Origin of the sequence: Stenotrophomonas riyadhensis, from assembly GCF_040256885.1 — a bacterium.
In the GTDB taxonomy this organism is placed as follows: Bacteria; Pseudomonadota; Gammaproteobacteria; order Xanthomonadales; family Xanthomonadaceae; genus Stenotrophomonas; species Stenotrophomonas riyadhensis.
Map to the genome: position 1 here is coordinate 97963 of NZ_CP155568.1, position 17681 is coordinate 115643.

At 68.3% G+C, this 17681-nt stretch carries 11 protein-coding genes; 1 reads left to right on the plus strand and 10 read right to left on the minus strand.

Features of this window, described 5'->3' with window-relative positions; translation table 11 throughout:
• Window positions 1-66: 66 nt before the first annotated feature.
• From SriyCCGPB3_RS00400 to SriyCCGPB3_RS00440, 9 genes are read right to left on the minus strand one after another with little or no spacing between them, the layout of a single operon-like run.
• Window positions 67-1908, minus strand: coding sequence for a hypothetical protein (locus tag SriyCCGPB3_RS00400; protein WP_153856685.1), 1842 nt, complete (start codon window positions 1906-1908; stop codon window positions 67-69).
• Entirely contained in the window at window positions 1905-4073 is a 2169-nt protein-coding gene (locus SriyCCGPB3_RS00405) for a hypothetical protein (RefSeq protein ID WP_153856686.1), read from the minus strand. Before SriyCCGPB3_RS00405 ends, SriyCCGPB3_RS00400 begins: the two co-directional genes overlap by 4 nt.
• Window positions 4070-5191, minus strand: coding sequence for a BatA domain-containing protein (locus SriyCCGPB3_RS00410; RefSeq protein ID WP_153856687.1), 1122 nt, complete (start codon window positions 5189-5191; stop codon window positions 4070-4072). The genes SriyCCGPB3_RS00405 and SriyCCGPB3_RS00410 overlap by 4 nt, the downstream gene beginning before the upstream one ends.
• Window positions 5188-6084 carry a DUF58 domain-containing protein gene (locus SriyCCGPB3_RS00415; protein ID WP_248858634.1) on the minus strand — a complete coding sequence of 299 codons (897 nt, stop codon included), beginning with the start codon at window positions 6082-6084 and terminating at the stop codon, window positions 5188-5190. The genes SriyCCGPB3_RS00410 and SriyCCGPB3_RS00415 overlap by 4 nt, the downstream gene beginning before the upstream one ends.
• Window positions 6085-6091: 7 nt before the next feature.
• Window positions 6092-7075: an AAA family ATPase gene (locus SriyCCGPB3_RS00420; protein WP_153856688.1), complete on the minus strand. Its 984-nt coding sequence runs from the start codon at window positions 7073-7075 to the stop codon at window positions 6092-6094.
• A gap of 16 nt (window positions 7076-7091) precedes the next feature.
• On the minus strand, window positions 7092-7799 hold the full coding sequence (locus SriyCCGPB3_RS00425) for a DUF4159 domain-containing protein (protein ID WP_049398588.1): 708 nt from the start codon (window positions 7797-7799) through the stop codon (window positions 7092-7094).
• Window positions 7799-9133, minus strand: coding sequence for a TldD/PmbA family protein (locus SriyCCGPB3_RS00430; protein ID WP_153856689.1), 1335 nt, complete (start codon window positions 9131-9133; stop codon window positions 7799-7801). The genes SriyCCGPB3_RS00425 and SriyCCGPB3_RS00430 overlap by 1 nt, the downstream gene beginning before the upstream one ends.
• A gap of 21 nt (window positions 9134-9154) precedes the next feature.
• Window positions 9155-10789 (minus strand): TldD/PmbA family protein, encoded by a 1635-nt coding sequence (locus tag SriyCCGPB3_RS00435; RefSeq protein WP_110710676.1) that lies wholly within the window; start codon window positions 10787-10789, stop codon window positions 9155-9157.
• A 30-nt stretch (window positions 10790-10819) separates the two neighbouring features.
• Window positions 10820-12451: a TldD/PmbA family protein gene (locus SriyCCGPB3_RS00440; protein ID WP_350259726.1), complete on the minus strand. Its 1632-nt coding sequence runs from the start codon at window positions 12449-12451 to the stop codon at window positions 10820-10822.
• 791 nt (window positions 12452-13242) lie between these two features.
• Between SriyCCGPB3_RS00440 and SriyCCGPB3_RS00445 the strand changes: the two genes are divergently transcribed.
• Window positions 13243-13857 (plus strand): DUF938 domain-containing protein, encoded by a 615-nt coding sequence (locus tag SriyCCGPB3_RS00445; protein WP_350259727.1) that lies wholly within the window; start codon window positions 13243-13245, stop codon window positions 13855-13857.
• A gap of 73 nt (window positions 13858-13930) precedes the next feature.
• Here SriyCCGPB3_RS00445 and SriyCCGPB3_RS00450 read toward each other — a convergent pair whose 3' ends face one another.
• Window positions 13931-17617: an indolepyruvate ferredoxin oxidoreductase family protein gene (locus SriyCCGPB3_RS00450; protein ID WP_350259728.1), complete on the minus strand. Its 3687-nt coding sequence runs from the start codon at window positions 17615-17617 to the stop codon at window positions 13931-13933.
• Between the last annotated feature and the right edge of the window lie 64 nt (window positions 17618-17681).

Sequence of the window (17681 nt, forward strand, 5' to 3'; positions counted from 1 at the left end):
GCACGCCTGTTGTTGATATGCGCAGAGGCGGACTATCGAGGAGGGGGCTACCTGCCGTCGCCTGCCCTACGGTGCTGGTTGCGTCAATCGAGGGGCGTGCATGCGCCGCCGTTCCAGCCACCACAGCAGCGAGGCGCACAGCACGAACGCCAGCCACCACGGCCAGCGCGATCCTGGCACGGGTTGCATCACCAATGCGTTCGCCGGCGTGCTGGAGACCAACGCCTGAGTCGTCGCATCGATCATTGCCTGCCGATGCAGCACGGTCGCGGCTCTTGGGTCGAACACATAGCGCCAGACGATGCTGTCGCCATGCTGCAGGCGCTGCCAGCCTGCGTCACGTGGCCACCAGCCGGCGCAGCGCAGGGTCGAGGTCGCGCCATCGACGACCAGCGGTACTCCGTCGCCACCTTCGTTGAAGACCTGCAGCGGCGCCTGCACGCCGCACAGCGTCTGCCGTTCGCCTGCCCAGCTGATCGGCTGCGGTGACCACAGCGCATCAGCGCTGCCCTGTGCACGCGCCAGCGTGGCCACCACGCTGCTCCACAGTTCGCCGTGGCGGTCGTCGCGCCCGGCCAGCACCCAGCGCCAGCTGTCGGTCATCGGCAGCAGGCCGATGCGGCCCTTGCCAGCCGCGCGCCAGCCGCCGATGGCGTTGCCAGCACGATCCTGCAGCAGCGCGCTGCTGCCCGGCACCTGCAGCGCCAGGGCTTCCAGCGCGGGCAGGGTGGCACTGTGCGAACGGCGGTCGGCCTCCTCACCGTAGCCGGTCGGCAACGTGCCGGCGGCGAGCGGGCCGCGTCGTGCGGCGAGGATCGTGCTTTCGCCATCGCCGGGAAGTTCAAGGAGGTGGCTGCTGCCATCGCCCAGCACTGGCAGGCCCAGATCGCGCAGTCGCTGGCGCGCGCTGGCCGAAGGTGCGCCTGCACTGCGCACCAGCACGCCGAGTCCCTCGCGCAGCGCCTGGCGCACGGTAGCCAGCTGGCCTGCACTCAACGCTGCCAGGCTGCGTTCGTCCAGCAGCAGCAGGTCGCTGCGTGCCAGTGTTGCAGCATCGAGCGAAACCGCGCCATCACCCACGCTGAGCCCAGCGCCGGTATCGGCCTGCACCTGCACGCGGATGCCGGCATCGGCGGCCCAGCGGCGCAGGTACTTCAACTCCGGGCCCGGCGCACTGGCACGCACCAGCAGCCGTATGGGGGCGGCCGGCAGGGTCTGCTGCGGCACCGGCGCGCTGTCCACCACATGGCCTTCGGTATCGAGCAGGCGCAGCTGGAACACGCTGCGGCCTTCGGCGCGGGCGATGCCGCTGAGCTGCACGCGGCCGTCTTCGGCAACCGCCGTGCGATCAACCACGCTGCCCGCCGGGTCGAGCAGTTCGGCTTTCGCCTTTGCAGCACCACGCGCCTGTGCGTGCACGTCGAAACGAGCACCGGGTGCGGCATCGGCAGGGGGTTGCAGGACGATCCAGCCGCGCGGCTCCGGTGCGGCCTGCCAACGTACATCCGGTGGCAGCACCGCGTCGCGGTCACGCGCGACCAGGCCCGCACCGACCAGGGTCAGCGTGGACGCCGGATGCTGGCGCAGCGCGGTGGCCAGGTCGGGAACGCGCTGTGCGCCGGCCACATCGGCAGCTTCCGGCAACAGCAACAGCGGGCCTTCGCTGGCCGGGAGCGCGCCGGCCTTGCCGGCATCGGTTCCGAGCACCACCAGCCCGCCTGCAGGTTGCTGGCGGGTGGGCGGCACCAGGCAGAAATACAGCAGCGCGGCGACGATGATCTGCAGTGCGATCACGATCCACCGGCGGCCGGGGTGCGCGGTGTTTCCTCGCAGCTGGCGCACGCTGGCGATGACCACGATCAGGGCGAGGGCCAGCGCAATCCACAGGTTCACAGCGGAGGCGTTCATGGCTGCGCCTCCAGCGCGTCGAGGTAGCGCTGGCCCATCGCATCGGCGGCACTGCGCCGCATCGCCTGCGGCAGCGGACGCTGCAGCGCCCGCCACAACTGTGCGCGCAGGCGCTGGCGACAGTCGTGGCAACCGGGCTCGATGCGCAGCTGCTCGATGGCCGCAGCCAGATCGAGTGCATCGGGCAGGTAGGCGGCGTTGCGCTGCTGCCAGGCCGCGAGCGCATCCAGATCCGGCGCGTCGGTGTCATCGCCGAGGCGCTGCCAGGCTTCGACGATGGCTGGATCGGGCAGGGTGCGGGCGGCCAGCGGCAGTTCACGACTGGCCAGCCCGGCACGGTCACCGCCGAGGCGGCGGCCCTCATCGATCGGTGGCAGCTCCGGTCCGACACGGGCCAGATAGATGCGCTCGGCCTGCTGCACCTGCTTGATGAAGCCCAGTGCCTTGTAGGCGAAGGGCAACGCCTGCTCCGGTCGGCCCTGGCGCAGCTCGCCTTCGGCCGACCACATCTGGTCCAGCGCGGCCTTCAGCGTGGCGCGGGTCTGCGGATCGAGCAGGGTGGTCGCCTCGGCGTGGTCATGGGTGTGGCCGTATTCGGAGAGCACGTCGGTGTCGCTGCCGAACACCGGTGGCGTATCGGCATTGGACGCCTTGCCGCCGTGATCGTGGCCATGCTCATCGTGCGCTCCGGCCCCGGCCCCGGCGCCATGGTCGTGATCGTGATCGTGGTCGTCTGCGGCCGGCGTATCGCTGGTGGGCAGGTCGCTGGTCGGCGGTGGCTTCGGCGCACCTTCGCTTTCCTCGCCCAGGAACTGGCCATAGCGCAGGCGCAGGATGCGCTGGTCGACACCGATCGCATCGCTGCGCTTCACGAAGCCTTCCGCAGCCAGACTGCGACGCTGCCGGATCAAGGCTTCAGCATCGATGATGATCTGCCGCTGGCTGCGGAAGTACGCAGGCAGGGTCTTCTTGATGCGGCCTTCCAGCTCCGCACCGAGCGCGACCTCGGCGCTGGGCAGGCGCAGGATCACGCTGCTGCTGCGCCCGGTCTGCGGCGTGGGTGTGTGGTTGTCGCGCACTTCCAGCTGGGCGATCACATCGTTGCCCGGCTGCGCGCCCAATGCAGCCAGATCCAGCGTATGCGCGAAGCGCCGTGCGGTCGGCTCGCCATTGCCGGTGAGGCTGACGCTGCGGCGGACGAAGGTGATGTTCTCACCGCTGCCCTGGGTGGTGGTGATCGACAGCGTTGCCTGCACGGCCACGCCGTAATCGTCGCTGGCCTCGAAGCGCAATGCCCACTGCCGTTGCCCGGGCGTGCCCAGTACCAGGCTGGCCGCGGGCTCCAGCACGCGCACGCTGGGTGCGCGGTCAGCCACTACATCCAGCCGATGCAGGCGGGTCTCTGCCAGTGCCGGTTCGCTCACCACGCGGTACAGCACCGGCGTGCGTGCCACATCCTGCGCCTGCCACTGGCCATCGTGCTCGCTCAGTGGCAACCGGCGACCATCGTGGAACTGCAGCCATGCCTTGTCCGGTGCGCGGTCGAAGCGCAGGGACCAGGACAGCCGGCTGTCGGCGGCGACCTTGGCGTCCAAGGCATTCTGGGTGAGCGTGGCCTGGCCGGTATAGGCCGGCGCGTCGATGCGAAGGCGGGTGGACTGCAGGTGCAGCGGGCCCGCGGCGGCGGTGCTGCCAGGCGCCGACGTGCGGGCAGGCGCGGAACCGGGATTCGAACGTGGCCAGCCGAGTGCCAGCACAACGATGGCCAGGCCAGCGATCCAGCACAGCGCCAACGCCCCACGCGGCCAGCGCGGACGCAGTTCCGGCATCGCGCGCTCCAGCGTGGCCTGCACATGCGCGCGCTGGCGCTGCTGCAGCGGATTGAGCGTGGCGCTATCGGCGAACAGCAGGTCGGCACTGTCCTCGCTGGCGCCGCTGCCATCGAGCTGGCGCTGCAGCCACTGGCGGTCCAGCCGGCGGGCGCGTGCAGTGGCGAGGGCCGCGCAGGCGAGCAGGCCGATCGTGCCGACCACGCAGGCGATGTCGAAGCCCGCCAGGCGCAGCGCCAGCACCGTTGCGGCCAGCGCCCACGGCAGGCCCAGCAGCAGGGTGACGAGCGCATGGCGGCGGCGCGCGCGTTGCCAGGCGTGCTGCAGGGTGTTCATGCGGGCCCCCTGCGTCGGCTACTGCTGGCCATCCAGCGTTCCAGCGCGAACAGCAGCACGATGGCCAGCAACAGCCAAGGCGTCGGCTCTCGCAGCGGCGGTGTTGCAGCAGGCAATGCGGTTCGGCGCGGTGCCTGGTCACGTGCATCGCCCAGGCGCGGAGCCGTGGGCGGCTGCAGCGCCAGCAGCAGGGCACGCGGCAACTGCGGATCGCGCAGCGCAGCGTTGCTGGCGGCATTCCAGTCACCCGGCAGCGCCAGCACATAGCCGTGGCCGATGCGTTGCTGCCACAGCAGCGGTGCGCCTTGGGCGTCGCGCAGCAGGATGCTGGCGCTGGCAGCAGGCTTGCCGGCAGTCATGACACGACCGCCATCGCGCAGCCACGCCTGCCAGTGTGCTGGCAGTGCATCGCTGCGGCTCCACACGCCGATTTCGCCGCGCTCGGGCACAGCATCCCCGGCCAAGGGCGAGGGCGGTGCCTGCACACCCCACGCGCGTTGCAGTGCGTTCAACCAGTGCTGGGCAGTGGCCGAAGCATCGCTGTGCACGCGTAGGCGCGGCGACGTCGCGGCACTCGGTTGCGCAGTGGCCGGCATCGGCTGCGTGTGCCATCGCACGTCGCGCGACAGCTGCAGGCGTGCGCCGTCCAGGCCGGGCAGGGGATCGGGAACGTGCACGGTCAATGCGGTGCCCGGGGGCAGTTGTGCATCCAGTTCGCGCAGCAGGCTGGGCAGGGAGGCCGTGGACGCAGGTGGCACTTGATCAATGGCCGGGAAACCGGGCGCCAGCCAATGCCAGTTGCCCGCTTCGGCGGTCCCGCGTAGTGCGGTCGCGTCCAGCCCTGGAGCAACGACCGTCCACGCAGCGGGGGCTGGCGCGGGCCCGGTCAATGCGGGTCGTGCCAGCAGCAAGGCGAGCGCGGCCAGCAACAGCAGGCGCACCAGCAGCAATGGCCAGTCATCGAAGCGGATGCGCTGGCGCGGCCGGATCTGTGCACGCAGCCAGCGCAGCGCGGCGAAATCCAGCGGTGTGTACGGATGGCGGCGGGCGAGGTGGATCAGCAGCGGCAGCAGCCATGCGGCGAGCGCAGCCAGGCCGAGCGGGAACAGCAGGTTCATCCGCCGCCCCCACGGGCAAACAGTGCCTGCAGCGGCTGGTCCAACGGTTGGTCGAGCCAGCCGGTGGCACTGGCGATGCCGCTGGCTTGCAGGCGCGACTGCAGCGCACTGCGTGCGTCGGCGAAGCGCTGCAGGTAGTCGGCGCGGATCGCCGCACCATCGCCCAGCAGTTCCTCGCCGGTCTCGGGGTCGCGGAAGCGATGGCCGGCGTCGAACGGGAAGTCGCGCTCGTCGGCGGTCAGGATCTGCAGCAGTGCCACTTCGCGGCGTGCGCTGGCCAGTTGCTCCAGCAGCGTGATGCCGGCCTCGTCGAAACCATCACCGATTGCCAGCAGCAGGTCGCCCGGGCGTACGCGCTCCCACAGGGGACGCAGGCGATCGGCCGCAGGCCAGCCACCGCGTGCCTGCAGGGCATGCAGTTGCAGATGCACGCGATCACGCTGGCGTGCGCCGTTCGCTGCGGGCACCAGCTGCAGGCCATCGCCATTGATCGCCAGTAGGCCGAAACGGTCGCCCTGCTGCAGGGCCAGCTCCACCACGCACGCGGCCACGCCGCGCATGTGGTCCAGGCGCGTGCGCTGCGGTGCCGCGCGATCGGCCTGGCCGGCGGAAGCAGTGGCATCGAGCAGCAGCCAGACCGTGATCGGGCTTTCGCGTTCGGATTCGCGCACGAAGAAACGATCCGAGCGGGCGTACAGCTTCCAGTCGATCTGGCGCAGTTCGTCGCCCGGCTCGTAGGCACGGTACTGGGCGAATTCGAGACCGGCACCGCGGCTGCGGCTGGCGTGCTGGCCGATGCCGCTTGCGCCGCTGGCCAGGCGCGGCCGCAACCGCAGCGTGCGCAGGCGCGCACGCAGTTCCGGTGGCAACGTCAGCGGGGCACCTGCGTTCACGCGTGGCTCAACCCGGGAACGGCACGGCCTGCAGCAGGGCGGCGACCACGTCGTCGGCACGCTTCTGCTCGGCCTCGGCGGCGAACGACAGCAGCAGGCGATGACGCATCACCGGCGTGGCGAGTGCCTGCACATCCTCGCGGGTGGCGGCGAAGCGGCCCTGCAGCAGTGCGCGTGCTTTCGCCGCCAGCACCAGCGACTGCCCGGCGCGCGGGCCGGCGCCCCATTTCACCCACTGGTTGATCGCCGCCGGTGCGCCTTCGCCGGGGCGGCTGGCGCGCACCAGGCGGGTGATCCAGGCCAGCACATCCGGGCTGACATGCACCTGGCGTACTGCGGCCTGCAGGGCGATCACGGCCTCGGCATCCATCACCTTCGGCACCGCGTCGGTGGCGCCGCCGGTGGTCTGTTCCAGAATCTGCCGTTCCTCGTCTTCGCTGGGGTAATCCACCAGAACGTGCAGCAGGAAGCGGTCCAGCTGTGCTTCCGGCAGCGGGTAGGTACCGGCCTGCTCGATCGGGTTCTGCGTCGCCAGCACGAAGAACGGTGCGGGCAATGCGTAGGTGGTGCCGGCGTAGCTGACCGTGCGCTCCTGCATCGCTTCCAGCAGCGCGGCCTGGGTCTTGGGCGGGGTACGGTTGAGTTCGTCGGCCAGCAGCAGGTGGGTGAAGATCGGGCCCTGCTGGAAGCGGAAATGGCGATGGCCGGTGCCGTGGTCTTCCTCCAGCAGCTCGGTACCGAGGATGTCGCTGGGCATCAGGTCGGGGGTGAACTGCACGCGCCGGAACTGCAGTTCCAGCGCCTGCCCGAGCGAGCGCACCAGCAGGGTCTTGCCCAGTCCCGGGGCGCCTTCCAGCAGGCAGTGGCCGCCGGCCAGCAGGCCGATCAGTAGCTGTTCGACCACGGTGTTCTGGCCCACCACTGCGCGTGCAAGCGCGGCGCGCAGATCGTGCAGGCGCGGCAGCAGGGAATCGAGGTCGGGGGAGGTCATGGGCGTGCAGGTCCTATCAATTGTTCAACGCGTACATCACGATGTTGACGCCGAAGCGGGTGTTGTCTTCGGCCAGGAAGCGCTTGTTGCGCCAGTCGTAGTCCCACTCGCAGCCGTAGTCCTTGTTGCTGTAGAGCAGGCCCAGGCGGCCATCGACCTCGATGCCCTTCAGGTAGTCGTGCACCAGGTCGTCGCCCCAGCCGTTGAGTTCGAAGCTGGTGGCGGGCGGGCCATCGGGGAAGCGGAAGAAACTGCGGTACAGCGGATGGCTGTTGGGCAGCTTCTGCAGTGCCTTCGGACCGAACAGGCGACCCATCTGCGCCTCGAACGAGGTGGCGAACAGGCCGTCGATATCGTGGTTGCAGTCGTCGACGAAGACGAAGCCGCCATTGCGCACGTAGCGCACGAAGTTCTGCCGCTCGGCGGCGTTGAACTCCACCAAGGTGTGTCCGGCCAGGTAGCAGAACGGCGCTTCCAGCATGCGTGGGTCGGCCAGTGCGACAACATGCTCCTGCGGATCCACCCGCAATGAGGTGTAGTCGATCAGCGAGGTGATCAGGTTGGACGGCATGCGCGCGTCCACGTCCCAGTCGCCGGAGTCGTACTGCAGGCGGGTGAACCAGAAGTCGTAGCGCGAACTGCGCGGGCCTGACTGCGCCCAGGCTGGCAGCGCCGCCGCCGAAGCGGCAGCGGCCAACCAGCGCAGGCAGGCCCGGCGATCCATCAGACCGCGTCGGACAGCGAGGTGAAGGTGAAATCGCGCAGCTTCATCGGCGGGATCATCATCACGTAGCTGGATTCATCACCGGCCACGCGCACCGGCTTGCCCAGCTCTTCGATGTTGTTGAGCATGATCACCGGCGATTCGTTGAAGCGGAAGTTCTTCACCGGGTGCTTGATCTGGCCGTTCTCGATGTAGAAGGTGCCGTCACGGGTCAGGCCGGTCAGCAGCACGGTCTGCGGATCCACCATGCGGATGTACCAGGTACGAGTGACCAGGATGCCCTTCTGGGTGCCGCGCACCAGCTCGGCGGTGCTCTTGTCGCCACCACTCATCAGCAGGTTGCCCGGCGTTGCCTTGGCGGTCTTGCCCTGCTTCTGTGCCCAGAAGCGCGAGTAGTCCAGGTTGGCGATCTTGCCGTTCTCGATGATGGCCATGCGCTCGCGCGGCATGCCTTCGCCGTCCCACGGCAGCACCGGCGCGTCCGGATGCCACGGGTCGGCGATCATGGTCACGCGCGGGTCGTAGACCTGCTCGCCCAGCTTGTTGCCACCGCCCTTCTTCGACAGGAAGCTGCGGCCTTCATCGGCCGAGCGTGCGCTGAAGAAGTTCATCATGAAGCTGATCAGGCCCGCGGCCGCGGCCGGCTCCAGGATCACCGTGTACTTGCCCGGCTCCAGCGCCTTGGCTTCGGCCGATTCAGTGGCCTTGCGCATGGCGATGCGGACGTCCTGGTCGGCCTTGAAGTCCGCCGCATCCTTCAGGTTGCGGCCGACCCAGCCCGAACCGCGGCCATCTTCGGTGCGCACGGTGCAGGTGTAATCGAAGTTGGTGGTGCGCTGGTAGGCGAAGTTGCCATTGCTGTTGGCGGTGGCCTGGAAGCCCTGGCCGTCCTCGAGGAAGCCGGCGGCGATCAGGCCGTGGCCACGGCACGGGGCGATCGAATCGGCGGCGACCTTGGCGCGGAACGCCGGATCGATCGCTGCGGTGGATTCGCTGAAGGTCGGGCTGGCGCGGTAGCTCTGCTTGCCGATGGCCGGCATGAACTCCGGGTTCTCCGGGGCCAGGCGGGCCAGGTCTTCGGCACGGCGCACCACGCGCTCCAGCGCGGCATCGTCGAACTCGTTGATCGATGCGGTACCGACGCGCTTGCCGAAGGCGACGGTGACCGCCAGCTCGGTGTTGTCGACGATGCCGCTGGTGGAGACGTTGTTCAGTGCGAAACGGATGTTGCCGCTGATCGCGCCGGCCAGCACGGCGGTGCACTCGTCGGCCTTGGACAGGGCGATGACCTTGTCGAGGATGGCCTTGGCCTGGGCTTCGGTGAAGATACTCATGGTGTAAGGGCTCCTGACCGGTCAGCCGAGGCTGCGTGCGGTGTTGATGACGTTGATGCCGTTGAAGCGCGCGGTGGACGAACCGTGCGAGACCGCCGAGACCTGGCCCGGCTGGCCCTTGCCGTCGAAGAACGAACCGCCCAGGCGGTAGTCACGCTCGTCGGCCACGGCGGTGCAGGCGTTCCAGAACTCCGGCGTGCGGATCTGGTAGGCCACGTCTTCCAGCATGCGGGTGATCTGGCCGTTCTTGATCTCGTAGAACAGCTGGCCGCCGAACTGCGCGTTGTAGCGCTGCTGGTCGATCGAGAACGAACCGTCACCGATGATGTAGATGCCGTTCTCCACGTCCTTGATCAGGTCGGGCACGCTCAGCGGCTTCTTGCCCGGTGCCATCGACACGTTGGCCATGCGCTGGAACTGCACGCTGGACCACGAATCTGCATAGCAGCAGCCGTCGGACTCGGTCTTGCCGAGGATGTGGGCCTGGTCGCGGATGGTCTGGTAGTCCACCAGCTTGCCGTTGCTGATCAGGTCCCAGCGCTTGCACTTCACGCCTTCGTCGTCGTATGCCACCGCGCCGAGGCTGCCCGGCTGCGTCTTGTCGGCGAAGATGTTGACCAGCTCGCTGCCGTACTGGAAATGCTGTTCGCGCTTGTCCAGGGTGGCGAAGCTGGTGCCGGCGTAGTTGGCTTCGTAGCCGAGCACGCGGTCCAGTTCCAGCGGGTGGCCGATCGATTCGTGGATGGTCAGCCAGGTGTGCGATGGGTCGAGCACCAGGTCGTACTTGCCCGGCTTCACCGACGGTGCCTTCAGCTTCTCCTGCGCCTGCTTGGCCGCGGCGATGGCGTCTTCCTTCATGTCGTAGGAAGAACTGTAGTTGACCACGCCATTGGGGCTGACCACCTTGCCGGCGGCGGCGCCATCCAGGTACTCGTAGCCCAGGCCCATCGGCGAGGACAGGCCCGAGCGGGTGCGGAACTTGCCGCTGGACTTGTCGATGGCGGTGACCGTCATCGGTGCCCAGATGCGGTGCACGTCCTGGTCGATGTAGGAACCATCGGTGGACGCGAAGTACTTCTGCTCGTTGACCAGGAACAGCATCGAATTGACGAAGCTGGCGCCGGCGCCCATCGCTGCGGCGTTGACGTCCAGCAGCAGGCCGACCTTGTCCTTGATCGGCACCTCCATTGCATTCTTGCGGATCGGCGTGCGCCAGCTCACCTCACCCACGCCCGGCGCCTTGGCCAGCTGTACGGGAGCGGTCTGCACGCCGGCATTGGCCTTGGCGATCGCCGCGGCCTGCTGCGCGGCCCTGGCCACGTCGGCGGTGCCCAGCGCATTGGTGGCGGCGAAGCCCCAGGCGCCATTGACGATCACGCGGATGCCCACGCCGGTGGACTCGGTGTTCACCACGTTCTGCACCTTGTCCTCGCGGGTGATCACGAACTGGCGCAGGTAGCGGCCAATGCGCACGTCGCAGTAGGTGGCACCGGCGCTGCGTGCGGCCTGCAGGGCGGCGTCGGCCAGGCGCTTCTTCAGCCCCAGGTCCAGCGTGCTCTGCAGTTGTTCGGCGGCAATCGCCTTGCCGAAGAAGGAGGGCACGATCAGCCCGCCCGCGGTAAGCCCGGTCAGGGCCAGGAAGTCACGTCTTTGCAAGGCTGCTCTCCATGTCGAAGGATGGGTGGCTCAAGCGCCGAGACTGCGCGCGGTGTTGATGATGTTGATGCCGTTGAAGCGGGTGGTGGACGAACCGTGCGAGACCGCCGAGACCTGGCCGGGCTGGCCCTTGCCGTCGAAGAACGAACCGCCCAGGCGGAAGTCGCGTTCATCGCAGATGGCGGTGCAGGCATTCCAGAATTCCGGCGTGCGGATCTGGTAGGCCGCATCCTCGACCATGCCGGCGATCTTTCCGTCCTTGATCTGGTAGTACAGCTGGCCACCGAACTGCGCGTTGTAGCGCTGCTGGTCGATCGAATACGAACCGCGGCCGTGGATGTAGATGCCGTTCTCCACGTCCTTGATCATGTCCTCGACGCTGAGCGGCTGCTTGCCCGGCGCCAGCGAGACATTGGCCATGCGCTGGAACTGCACGCTGGACCAGGAATCGGCGTAACTGCAGCCATGCGATGCATCGCGGCCGAGGATATGGGCCTCATCGCGGGTGGCCTGGTAGTCGACCAGGATGCCGTCGCGCACCAGATCCCAGCGCTGGGTCTTCACGCCTTCGTCGTCGTAGCCGACCGCACCGAGGCTGCCCGGCTGGGTCTTGTCGGCGAAGAAGGTGACGATGTCGCTGCCCCAGCGGAAACCGGCATCGCGCTTGTCCAGCGTGGCGAAGCTGGTGCCGGCGTAGTTGGCTTCGTAGCCGAGCACGCGGTCCAGCTCCAGCGGGTGGCCGACGTTCTCGTGGATGGTCAGGAACAGGTTGGACGGATCCAGCACCAGGTCGTACTTGCCCGGCTTCACCGACGGCGCCTTCAGCTTCTCGCGCGCGTGGCGGGCGGCGGCAATGGCGTCCTCGACCGGGTCGTAGGAATCGCGGTAGGCAGTAATGCCACCGGGCAGGTGCACCTTGCCGCGCGCATCGCCATCCAGGAACTCATAGCCCATGCCCATCGGCGAGGACAGCCCGGCACGGGTGCGGAACCTGCCGCTGGCCTTGTCGATGGCGGTGGCGGTGAACGGCAGCCAGATGCGGTGGATGTCCTGGTCGATGAACGAGCCGTCGCTGGACGCGAAGTACTTCTGTTCGTTGACCAGGAACAGGGTGGAATTGATGTAGTCGGCACCCGCATTCAGCGCGGCGGCGTTGAGCGCCAGCAGCAGCTCGACCTTGTCCTGGATCGGCACCGCCATCGCGTTCCTGCGGACCGGGGTCTGCCAGCGCACCTCACCCACCGAGGGCGTCGGCGCCAGCTGCACCGGCCGGGTCTGGATGCCGGCGTTGGCGCGGGCGATGGCCGCCGCCTGTTCGACCGCAGCACGCACGGCGGCCTCGGTCTGCTGGTGGGTGGCAGCGAAGCCCCAGGCCCCGTTGACGATCACCCGGACGCCGACACCGGACGATTCGCGGTTGGTCACATTGCCGACCTGGTGCTCGCGGGTGATGACCGACTGGTTGAGATAGCGGCCGATGCGGACATCGCAGTAGCTGGCCTTGGCGGTGCGTGCGGCGGCGAGCGCCACATCCGCCAGGCGCCTGCGCTGGGCGGTATCGACCGGGGCGAGCAGCTGCTCGGCGGCGATGGCACGGGAATGCGGCAGCAGCAGGCCCGCCAGGCCCAGACCGGAAAAAGCCAGGAACTCACGTCGTTGCACAGCGTTTCTCTCTCTCGCTTGCGTGCGGCCGGCAACAGGCCGAGCCGATCACGTCAACCACTCGACTTTCGCCAGCGCAGCGCGTCCGGGCAAGTGACTGCAGTCATGGTTGGGTGGGTTTCGGCAGGGCTTGCAGCCCTGCACCTGCAGAGGCCAAAGCAACAGCAACAGCAACAGCGGGCATTCCGTGGGTTGGCGGGGCGGTGTGGGTGGGCAGGACACGCCGTAAACCCCGCTCCGCGGTCCGGCCCAGCCGCTGGCGGCTGTGCGTTCGGGCGCTTGCGAAGCACTGCTTCGCAAGCAAAGCGCCCTCACCCCTGGGGGCTCGATGGCGCCATCCATGGCGCCAACGGTCCTGCCCACCCACACCGCCCCACCTTCGACAGATCTCCGCGGCTGTTGGGAACTGCGATGGTTGTCCGCGCGGCTGTTGGTAGGTGTCGACCTTGGTCGACACAATCTGTCAGATATCGAAATGAATCCGGGGTCAGATCCGTTTTCCTGCGGAAAACGGATCTGACCCCAAGAGCCGTTCCAACAGATCGCTGGAAACTGTCGAAGGCGGGGTGGGTCCGGTTGCGGGGGTGTCCGCGGCATGGATGCCGCGGCCAAGCCCCCAAGGACGGGTTTACGGCGTCCCCCGCAACCGGACCCACCCTGCCATCCCACGGAATGCCAGCTTTTGACGTTGCTCTGGCTCCCGCTTCGGCTTCGGCGGGTGCAGGGCGCAGCCCTGCCGAGCAACACCCCCTCGTGCACAATGGGGCCGACCCCGCCTGGACACCGTCCTGATGTCGAGCAAGCCGTATTCAGAAGCCTGCGAGCGCAACCGCGAACCGATCGCCGCCGCACTCGACCCGTGGATGGGCGATCGCCACCGGCTGCTGGAGATCGGCAGCGGCACCGGACAGCACGCGGCGTTCTTCGCCGAGCGCTGGCCGTGGCTGCGCTGGCAGCCCAGCGATCATCCTGACCATCTGCCCGGCATCGAGGCCTGGCGCGCGGAGGCGGCGCTGCTGAACCTGCTGGCGCCGATGCCGCTGCAGGTGGAACTGCCGCCGGCGCCCGGCCTGTCGTTGCCCGAGGGCAGCACGTTCGACGCGGCGTTCACTGCCAATACCCTGCACATCATGGGCTGGGAGCACGTGCAGGCACTGTTCGGCGCGCTGCCATCGGTGCTGCGGCATGGTGCGCTGCTGGCGGTGTACGGCCCGTTCAACTACGGCGGCCGCTACACCAGCGACAGCAACGCGCAGTTCGATGCCTGGCTGAAGACGCGCGACCCGCGCAGCGGCATCCGCGATAGCGAAGCGGTGCAGGCGCTGGCCGCCGACCACGGATTCACCCGCCTGGGTGATGTGGCGATGCCAGCCAACAACCGGCTGCTGCTGTGGCGGTTGGGCTGAACCGCCGGTAGTGCCGGCCGCTGGCCGGCAACCGATTGCCTGGATGGATGCCGGCCAGCGGCCGGCACTACCTTCAAGCCACCTGCACGATGTGCAGCGCCTTCGGATTGCGCCACTGCGCCAGCAGGGCGGCTTCGCGCGCCTTGGCCTGCTCGAAATGCGCTTCCTTGACGTGGCCGAAGCCGCGGATGTGCTCGGGCACGCTGGCGATTTCCACCGCCAGCGCCAGGCGGTCGTCATCCAGCCCGTCCAGCAGCAGCTGCACGGTGGCCTCGTAATCGCCGATCAGCTTGCGCTCCATGCGGCGCTCCGCGGTGCGCCCGAACACGTCGAAGCGGCCGCCGCGCAGGAACTTCAGCCTGGCCAGCAGGCCGAAGGCCTTGAACATCCACGGGCCGTACTCCTTCTTCAGCAACCGGCCCTGCTCGTCCTTCTTGGCGAACAGCGGCGGTGCCAGGTGGAACCGCAGCTGGTAATCGCCCTCGAACTGCTGCTGCAGGCGGCGCTGGAAGTCGCCGCTGGTGTACAGGCGGGCCACTTCGTACTCGTCCTTGTACGCCATCAGCTTGAACAGGTAGCGGGCCACCGTCTCGGTCAGCGCAGTGGAACCGCCGATGCGCTCGGCTTCGGCGGCGCGCACGCGCTCGACCAGGCCGCGATAGCGGTTGGCGTAGGCGTCGTCCTGGTACTCGACCAGGAAGGCGGCGCGGCGTTCGATCATTTCATCCAGCGAGCGCGACAGGCGGGCATCGTCCAGCGGCAGGAACGCCACGTCGCCACTGTGCGAAGGCAGGCCGCGCAGTTCGCGTTCGTCGCCGGTGTCGCGCGGTGCCGCGGTGGCGCCCCATTCGTTGCCCTCCCACTCGCCCGGCGGCAGCGGATGCAGCGGGCCCGGGGTGGATTCGGTATCGGTGTGGCGGTTGCGCACCAGGCCGGCGGCCTGCTGCACGGCCTGCGGATCGACTACGGCCAGGCGGCCCCAGGCGAAGGCCTGCTGGTTCATCGCCACGGCGGCGCCGTTGAGCTCGATGGCGCGCATCAGTGACTCGAACGACAGCGGCACCAGGCCCTGCTGCCACGCGTAGCCGAGGATGAACAGGTTGGCGGCGATCGCATCGCCGAGCAGCGCGGTGGCCAGCTGGGTCGCATCCAGCAGCAGCGGCTCCTGGCCGCCCAGTGCCACGCGCACACCGGCCACGATGTCGGCGGCGGGGAACTGCATGTCCGGGCGGGTGGTGAAGGTACCGGGCATCGCTTCGTAGGTGTTCAGCACCACCTGCGAACGGCCGGCGCGCACCTTCGACAGGGCCCAGTAGTCGTTGACCACCACCATGTCGCAGCCCACCACCAGGTCGGCTTCGCCGGCGGCGATGCGCACGGCGTGGATGTCTTCAGGGCGACGGGCAATGCGGATGTGCGTGGTCACCGCGCCGCCCTTCTGTGCCAGGCCGGTCTGGTCGAGCACGGTCGCGCCCTTGCCTTCCAGGTGGCCGGCCATGCCCAGCAGCGCGCCGATGGTCACCACGCCGGTACCGCCGACACCGGTGATCAGGATGTTCCAGGGCTGTTCCAGCGTGCCGCGGAGGGTCGGCGCCGGCAGATTGTCCAGCAGGGTGGAGGCATCGCGCTTGCTGCCCTTGCGCGGCTGGCCGCCGTGCACGGTGACGAAGCTTGGGCAGAAGCCGTTCACGCACGAATAGTCCTTGTTGCAGTTGGACTGGTCGATCTCGCGCTTGCGCCCGAACTCGGTTTCCTTCGGCAGCACCGACACGCAGAAGCTCTTCTTGCCGCAGTCACCGCAGCCTTCGCAGACCAGCGAATTGATCAGCACGCGCTTCTGCGGGTCTTCCAGTTTGCCGCGCTTGCGGCGGCGGCGCTTCTCGGTGGCGCAGGTCTGTTCGTAGATCAGGATCGAAACACCCTTCACGTCGCGCAGGCGCTTCTGCACTTCGTCCAGCTCGCTGCGGTCGTGGAACTCGACATCGCTGGGGAAGTGCTCGCGCTGGCCGGTCCACTTGCCGATGTTGTCCGACAACACCACGATGGTGTGGATGCCTTCGGCGCGCATCTGCTTTGCGATGTCGGGCACGCTCAGCGGGCCGTCCACCGGCTGGCCGCCGGTCATCGCCACCGCGTCGTTGTAGAGGATCTTGTAGGTGATGTTGACGCCGGCGGCGACTGCCTGGCGGATCGCCAGCGAGCCGCTGTGGAAATAGGTGCCGTCGCCCAGGTTCTGGAACACGTGCGGGGTGTCGGTGAACGGCGCCTGCCCGGCCCAGGTCACGCCTTCGCCACCCATGTGGGTGAAGGTGTCGGTGCTGCGGTCCATCCAGGTCACCATGTAATGGCAACCGATGCCGGCCAGCGCACGCGAGCCTTCCGGCACCTGGGTGGAGGTGTTGTGCGGGCAGCCCGAGCAGTAGTGCGGTACGCGCGGGAAGCTGGCGCGCGGCAGCGCAAGCTCGGCTTCCTTTTCCTGCATCCACTGCAGGCGCTGCTCGATCGATTCGTTGTTGAAGAACTTCTGGATGCGGCGGCCGATCACGCCGGCGATGGTGGCCGGGGTCAGTTCGCCGGTGGACGGCAGGATCCATTCGCCGCTCTCGTCGTACTTGCCGACGATCGACGGGCGCTGGCCCCAGCTGGCCGGCCAGTTGAAGAACTGTTCCTTCATCTGGCGCTCGATGAAGGCACGCTTCTCCTCCACCACGATGATGTCTTCCAGGCCCTGCGCGAAGCGCGCGATGCCCTGCGGTTCCAGCGGCCAGGTCATGCCGACCTTGTACACGCGGATGCCGATGTCGGCGCACGCGGCTTCATCCAGGCCCAGGTATTCCAGCGCCTGCAGCACGTCCAGGTAGCTCTTGCCGGTGGTGACGATGCCCAGCCGCGCGCGCGGCGCATCCATCACCACCTTGTCGATGCCATTGGCGCGGGCGAATGCCTGCGCCGCCTTCACCGCATAGCGGTGCAGGCGCATTTCCTGGTCCAGCGGCGGGTCCGGCCAGCGGATGTTGAGGCCGCCCGACGGCATCTCGAAGTCTTCCGGCAGCACGATGCGGCGCGCCATTGGATCGACCTCGACCGACGCCGACGACTCCACCGTTTCGGCAATGGTCTTGAAGCCGACCCAGCGGCCGGTATAGCGGCTCATCGCCCAGCCGAGCAGGCCCATGTCGAGGATGTCCTGCACGCCGGCCGGGTTCAGCACCGGCATCATCGCGCTGACGAATTCGTCCTCGCTGCCGTGCGGCAGCGTCGAGCTGCGGCAGGCATGGTCGTCGGCGGCCAGGGCCAGCACGCCGCCGTAGCGCGAGGTACCGGCGGCATTGGCATGCTTGAACACGTCGCCGCAGCGGTCCACGCCCGGGCCCTTGCCGTACCACATGCCGAACACGCCCTGCACGTTGGCGCCAGGGAACAGGTTGGTCTGCTGGGTGCCCCACACCATGGTGGCGCCCAGGTCCTCGTTCAGGCCCGGGGTGAACTTCACCTTGGCCGCGTCCAGGTGCTTGCGCGCGCGCCACAGTTCCAGGTCGAAGCCACCCAGCGGGCTGCCACGGTAGCCACTGACGAAGCCGGCGCTGTCGATGCCTTCGTGCGCGTCGCGCAGCCGCTGCATCAATGGCAGCCGCACCAGCGCCTGCACGCCACTCAGGTAGATCCGCCCCTCGCTGCGGGTGTACTTGTGGTCGAGCGTGTAATCACGGTCGAGCAGGTCGGCGGAAGAGGGCGAAGTGAGTTGCGCGGTACTGGTCATGGCTGGCCCGGTAGGATCGGCTGGCACCGGCCGCGTGCAGGCACGCGGCGGGAAAGGCGCGAAT

Coding starts and splice junctions, on each gene's coding strand:
- SriyCCGPB3_RS00405 (WP_153856686.1), bottom strand. CDS start 4,073: ATGAACACCCTGCAGCACGCCTGGCAACGCGCGCGCCGCCGCCATGCG.
- SriyCCGPB3_RS00450 (WP_350259728.1), bottom strand. CDS start 17,617: ATGACCAGTACCGCGCAACTCACTTCGCCCTCTTCCGCCGACCTGCTC.
- SriyCCGPB3_RS00425 (WP_049398588.1), bottom strand. CDS start 7,799: ATGGATCGCCGGGCCTGCCTGCGCTGGTTGGCCGCTGCCGCTTCGGCG.
- SriyCCGPB3_RS00420 (WP_153856688.1), bottom strand. CDS start 7,075: ATGACCTCCCCCGACCTCGATTCCCTGCTGCCGCGCCTGCACGATCTG.
- SriyCCGPB3_RS00400 (WP_153856685.1), bottom strand. CDS start 1,908: ATGAACGCCTCCGCTGTGAACCTGTGGATTGCGCTGGCCCTCGCCCTG.
- SriyCCGPB3_RS00430 (WP_153856689.1), bottom strand. CDS start 9,133: ATGAGTATCTTCACCGAAGCCCAGGCCAAGGCCATCCTCGACAAGGTC.
- SriyCCGPB3_RS00445 (WP_350259727.1), top strand. CDS start 13,243: ATGTCGAGCAAGCCGTATTCAGAAGCCTGCGAGCGCAACCGCGAACCG.
- SriyCCGPB3_RS00410 (WP_153856687.1), bottom strand. CDS start 5,191: ATGAACCTGCTGTTCCCGCTCGGCCTGGCTGCGCTCGCCGCATGGCTG.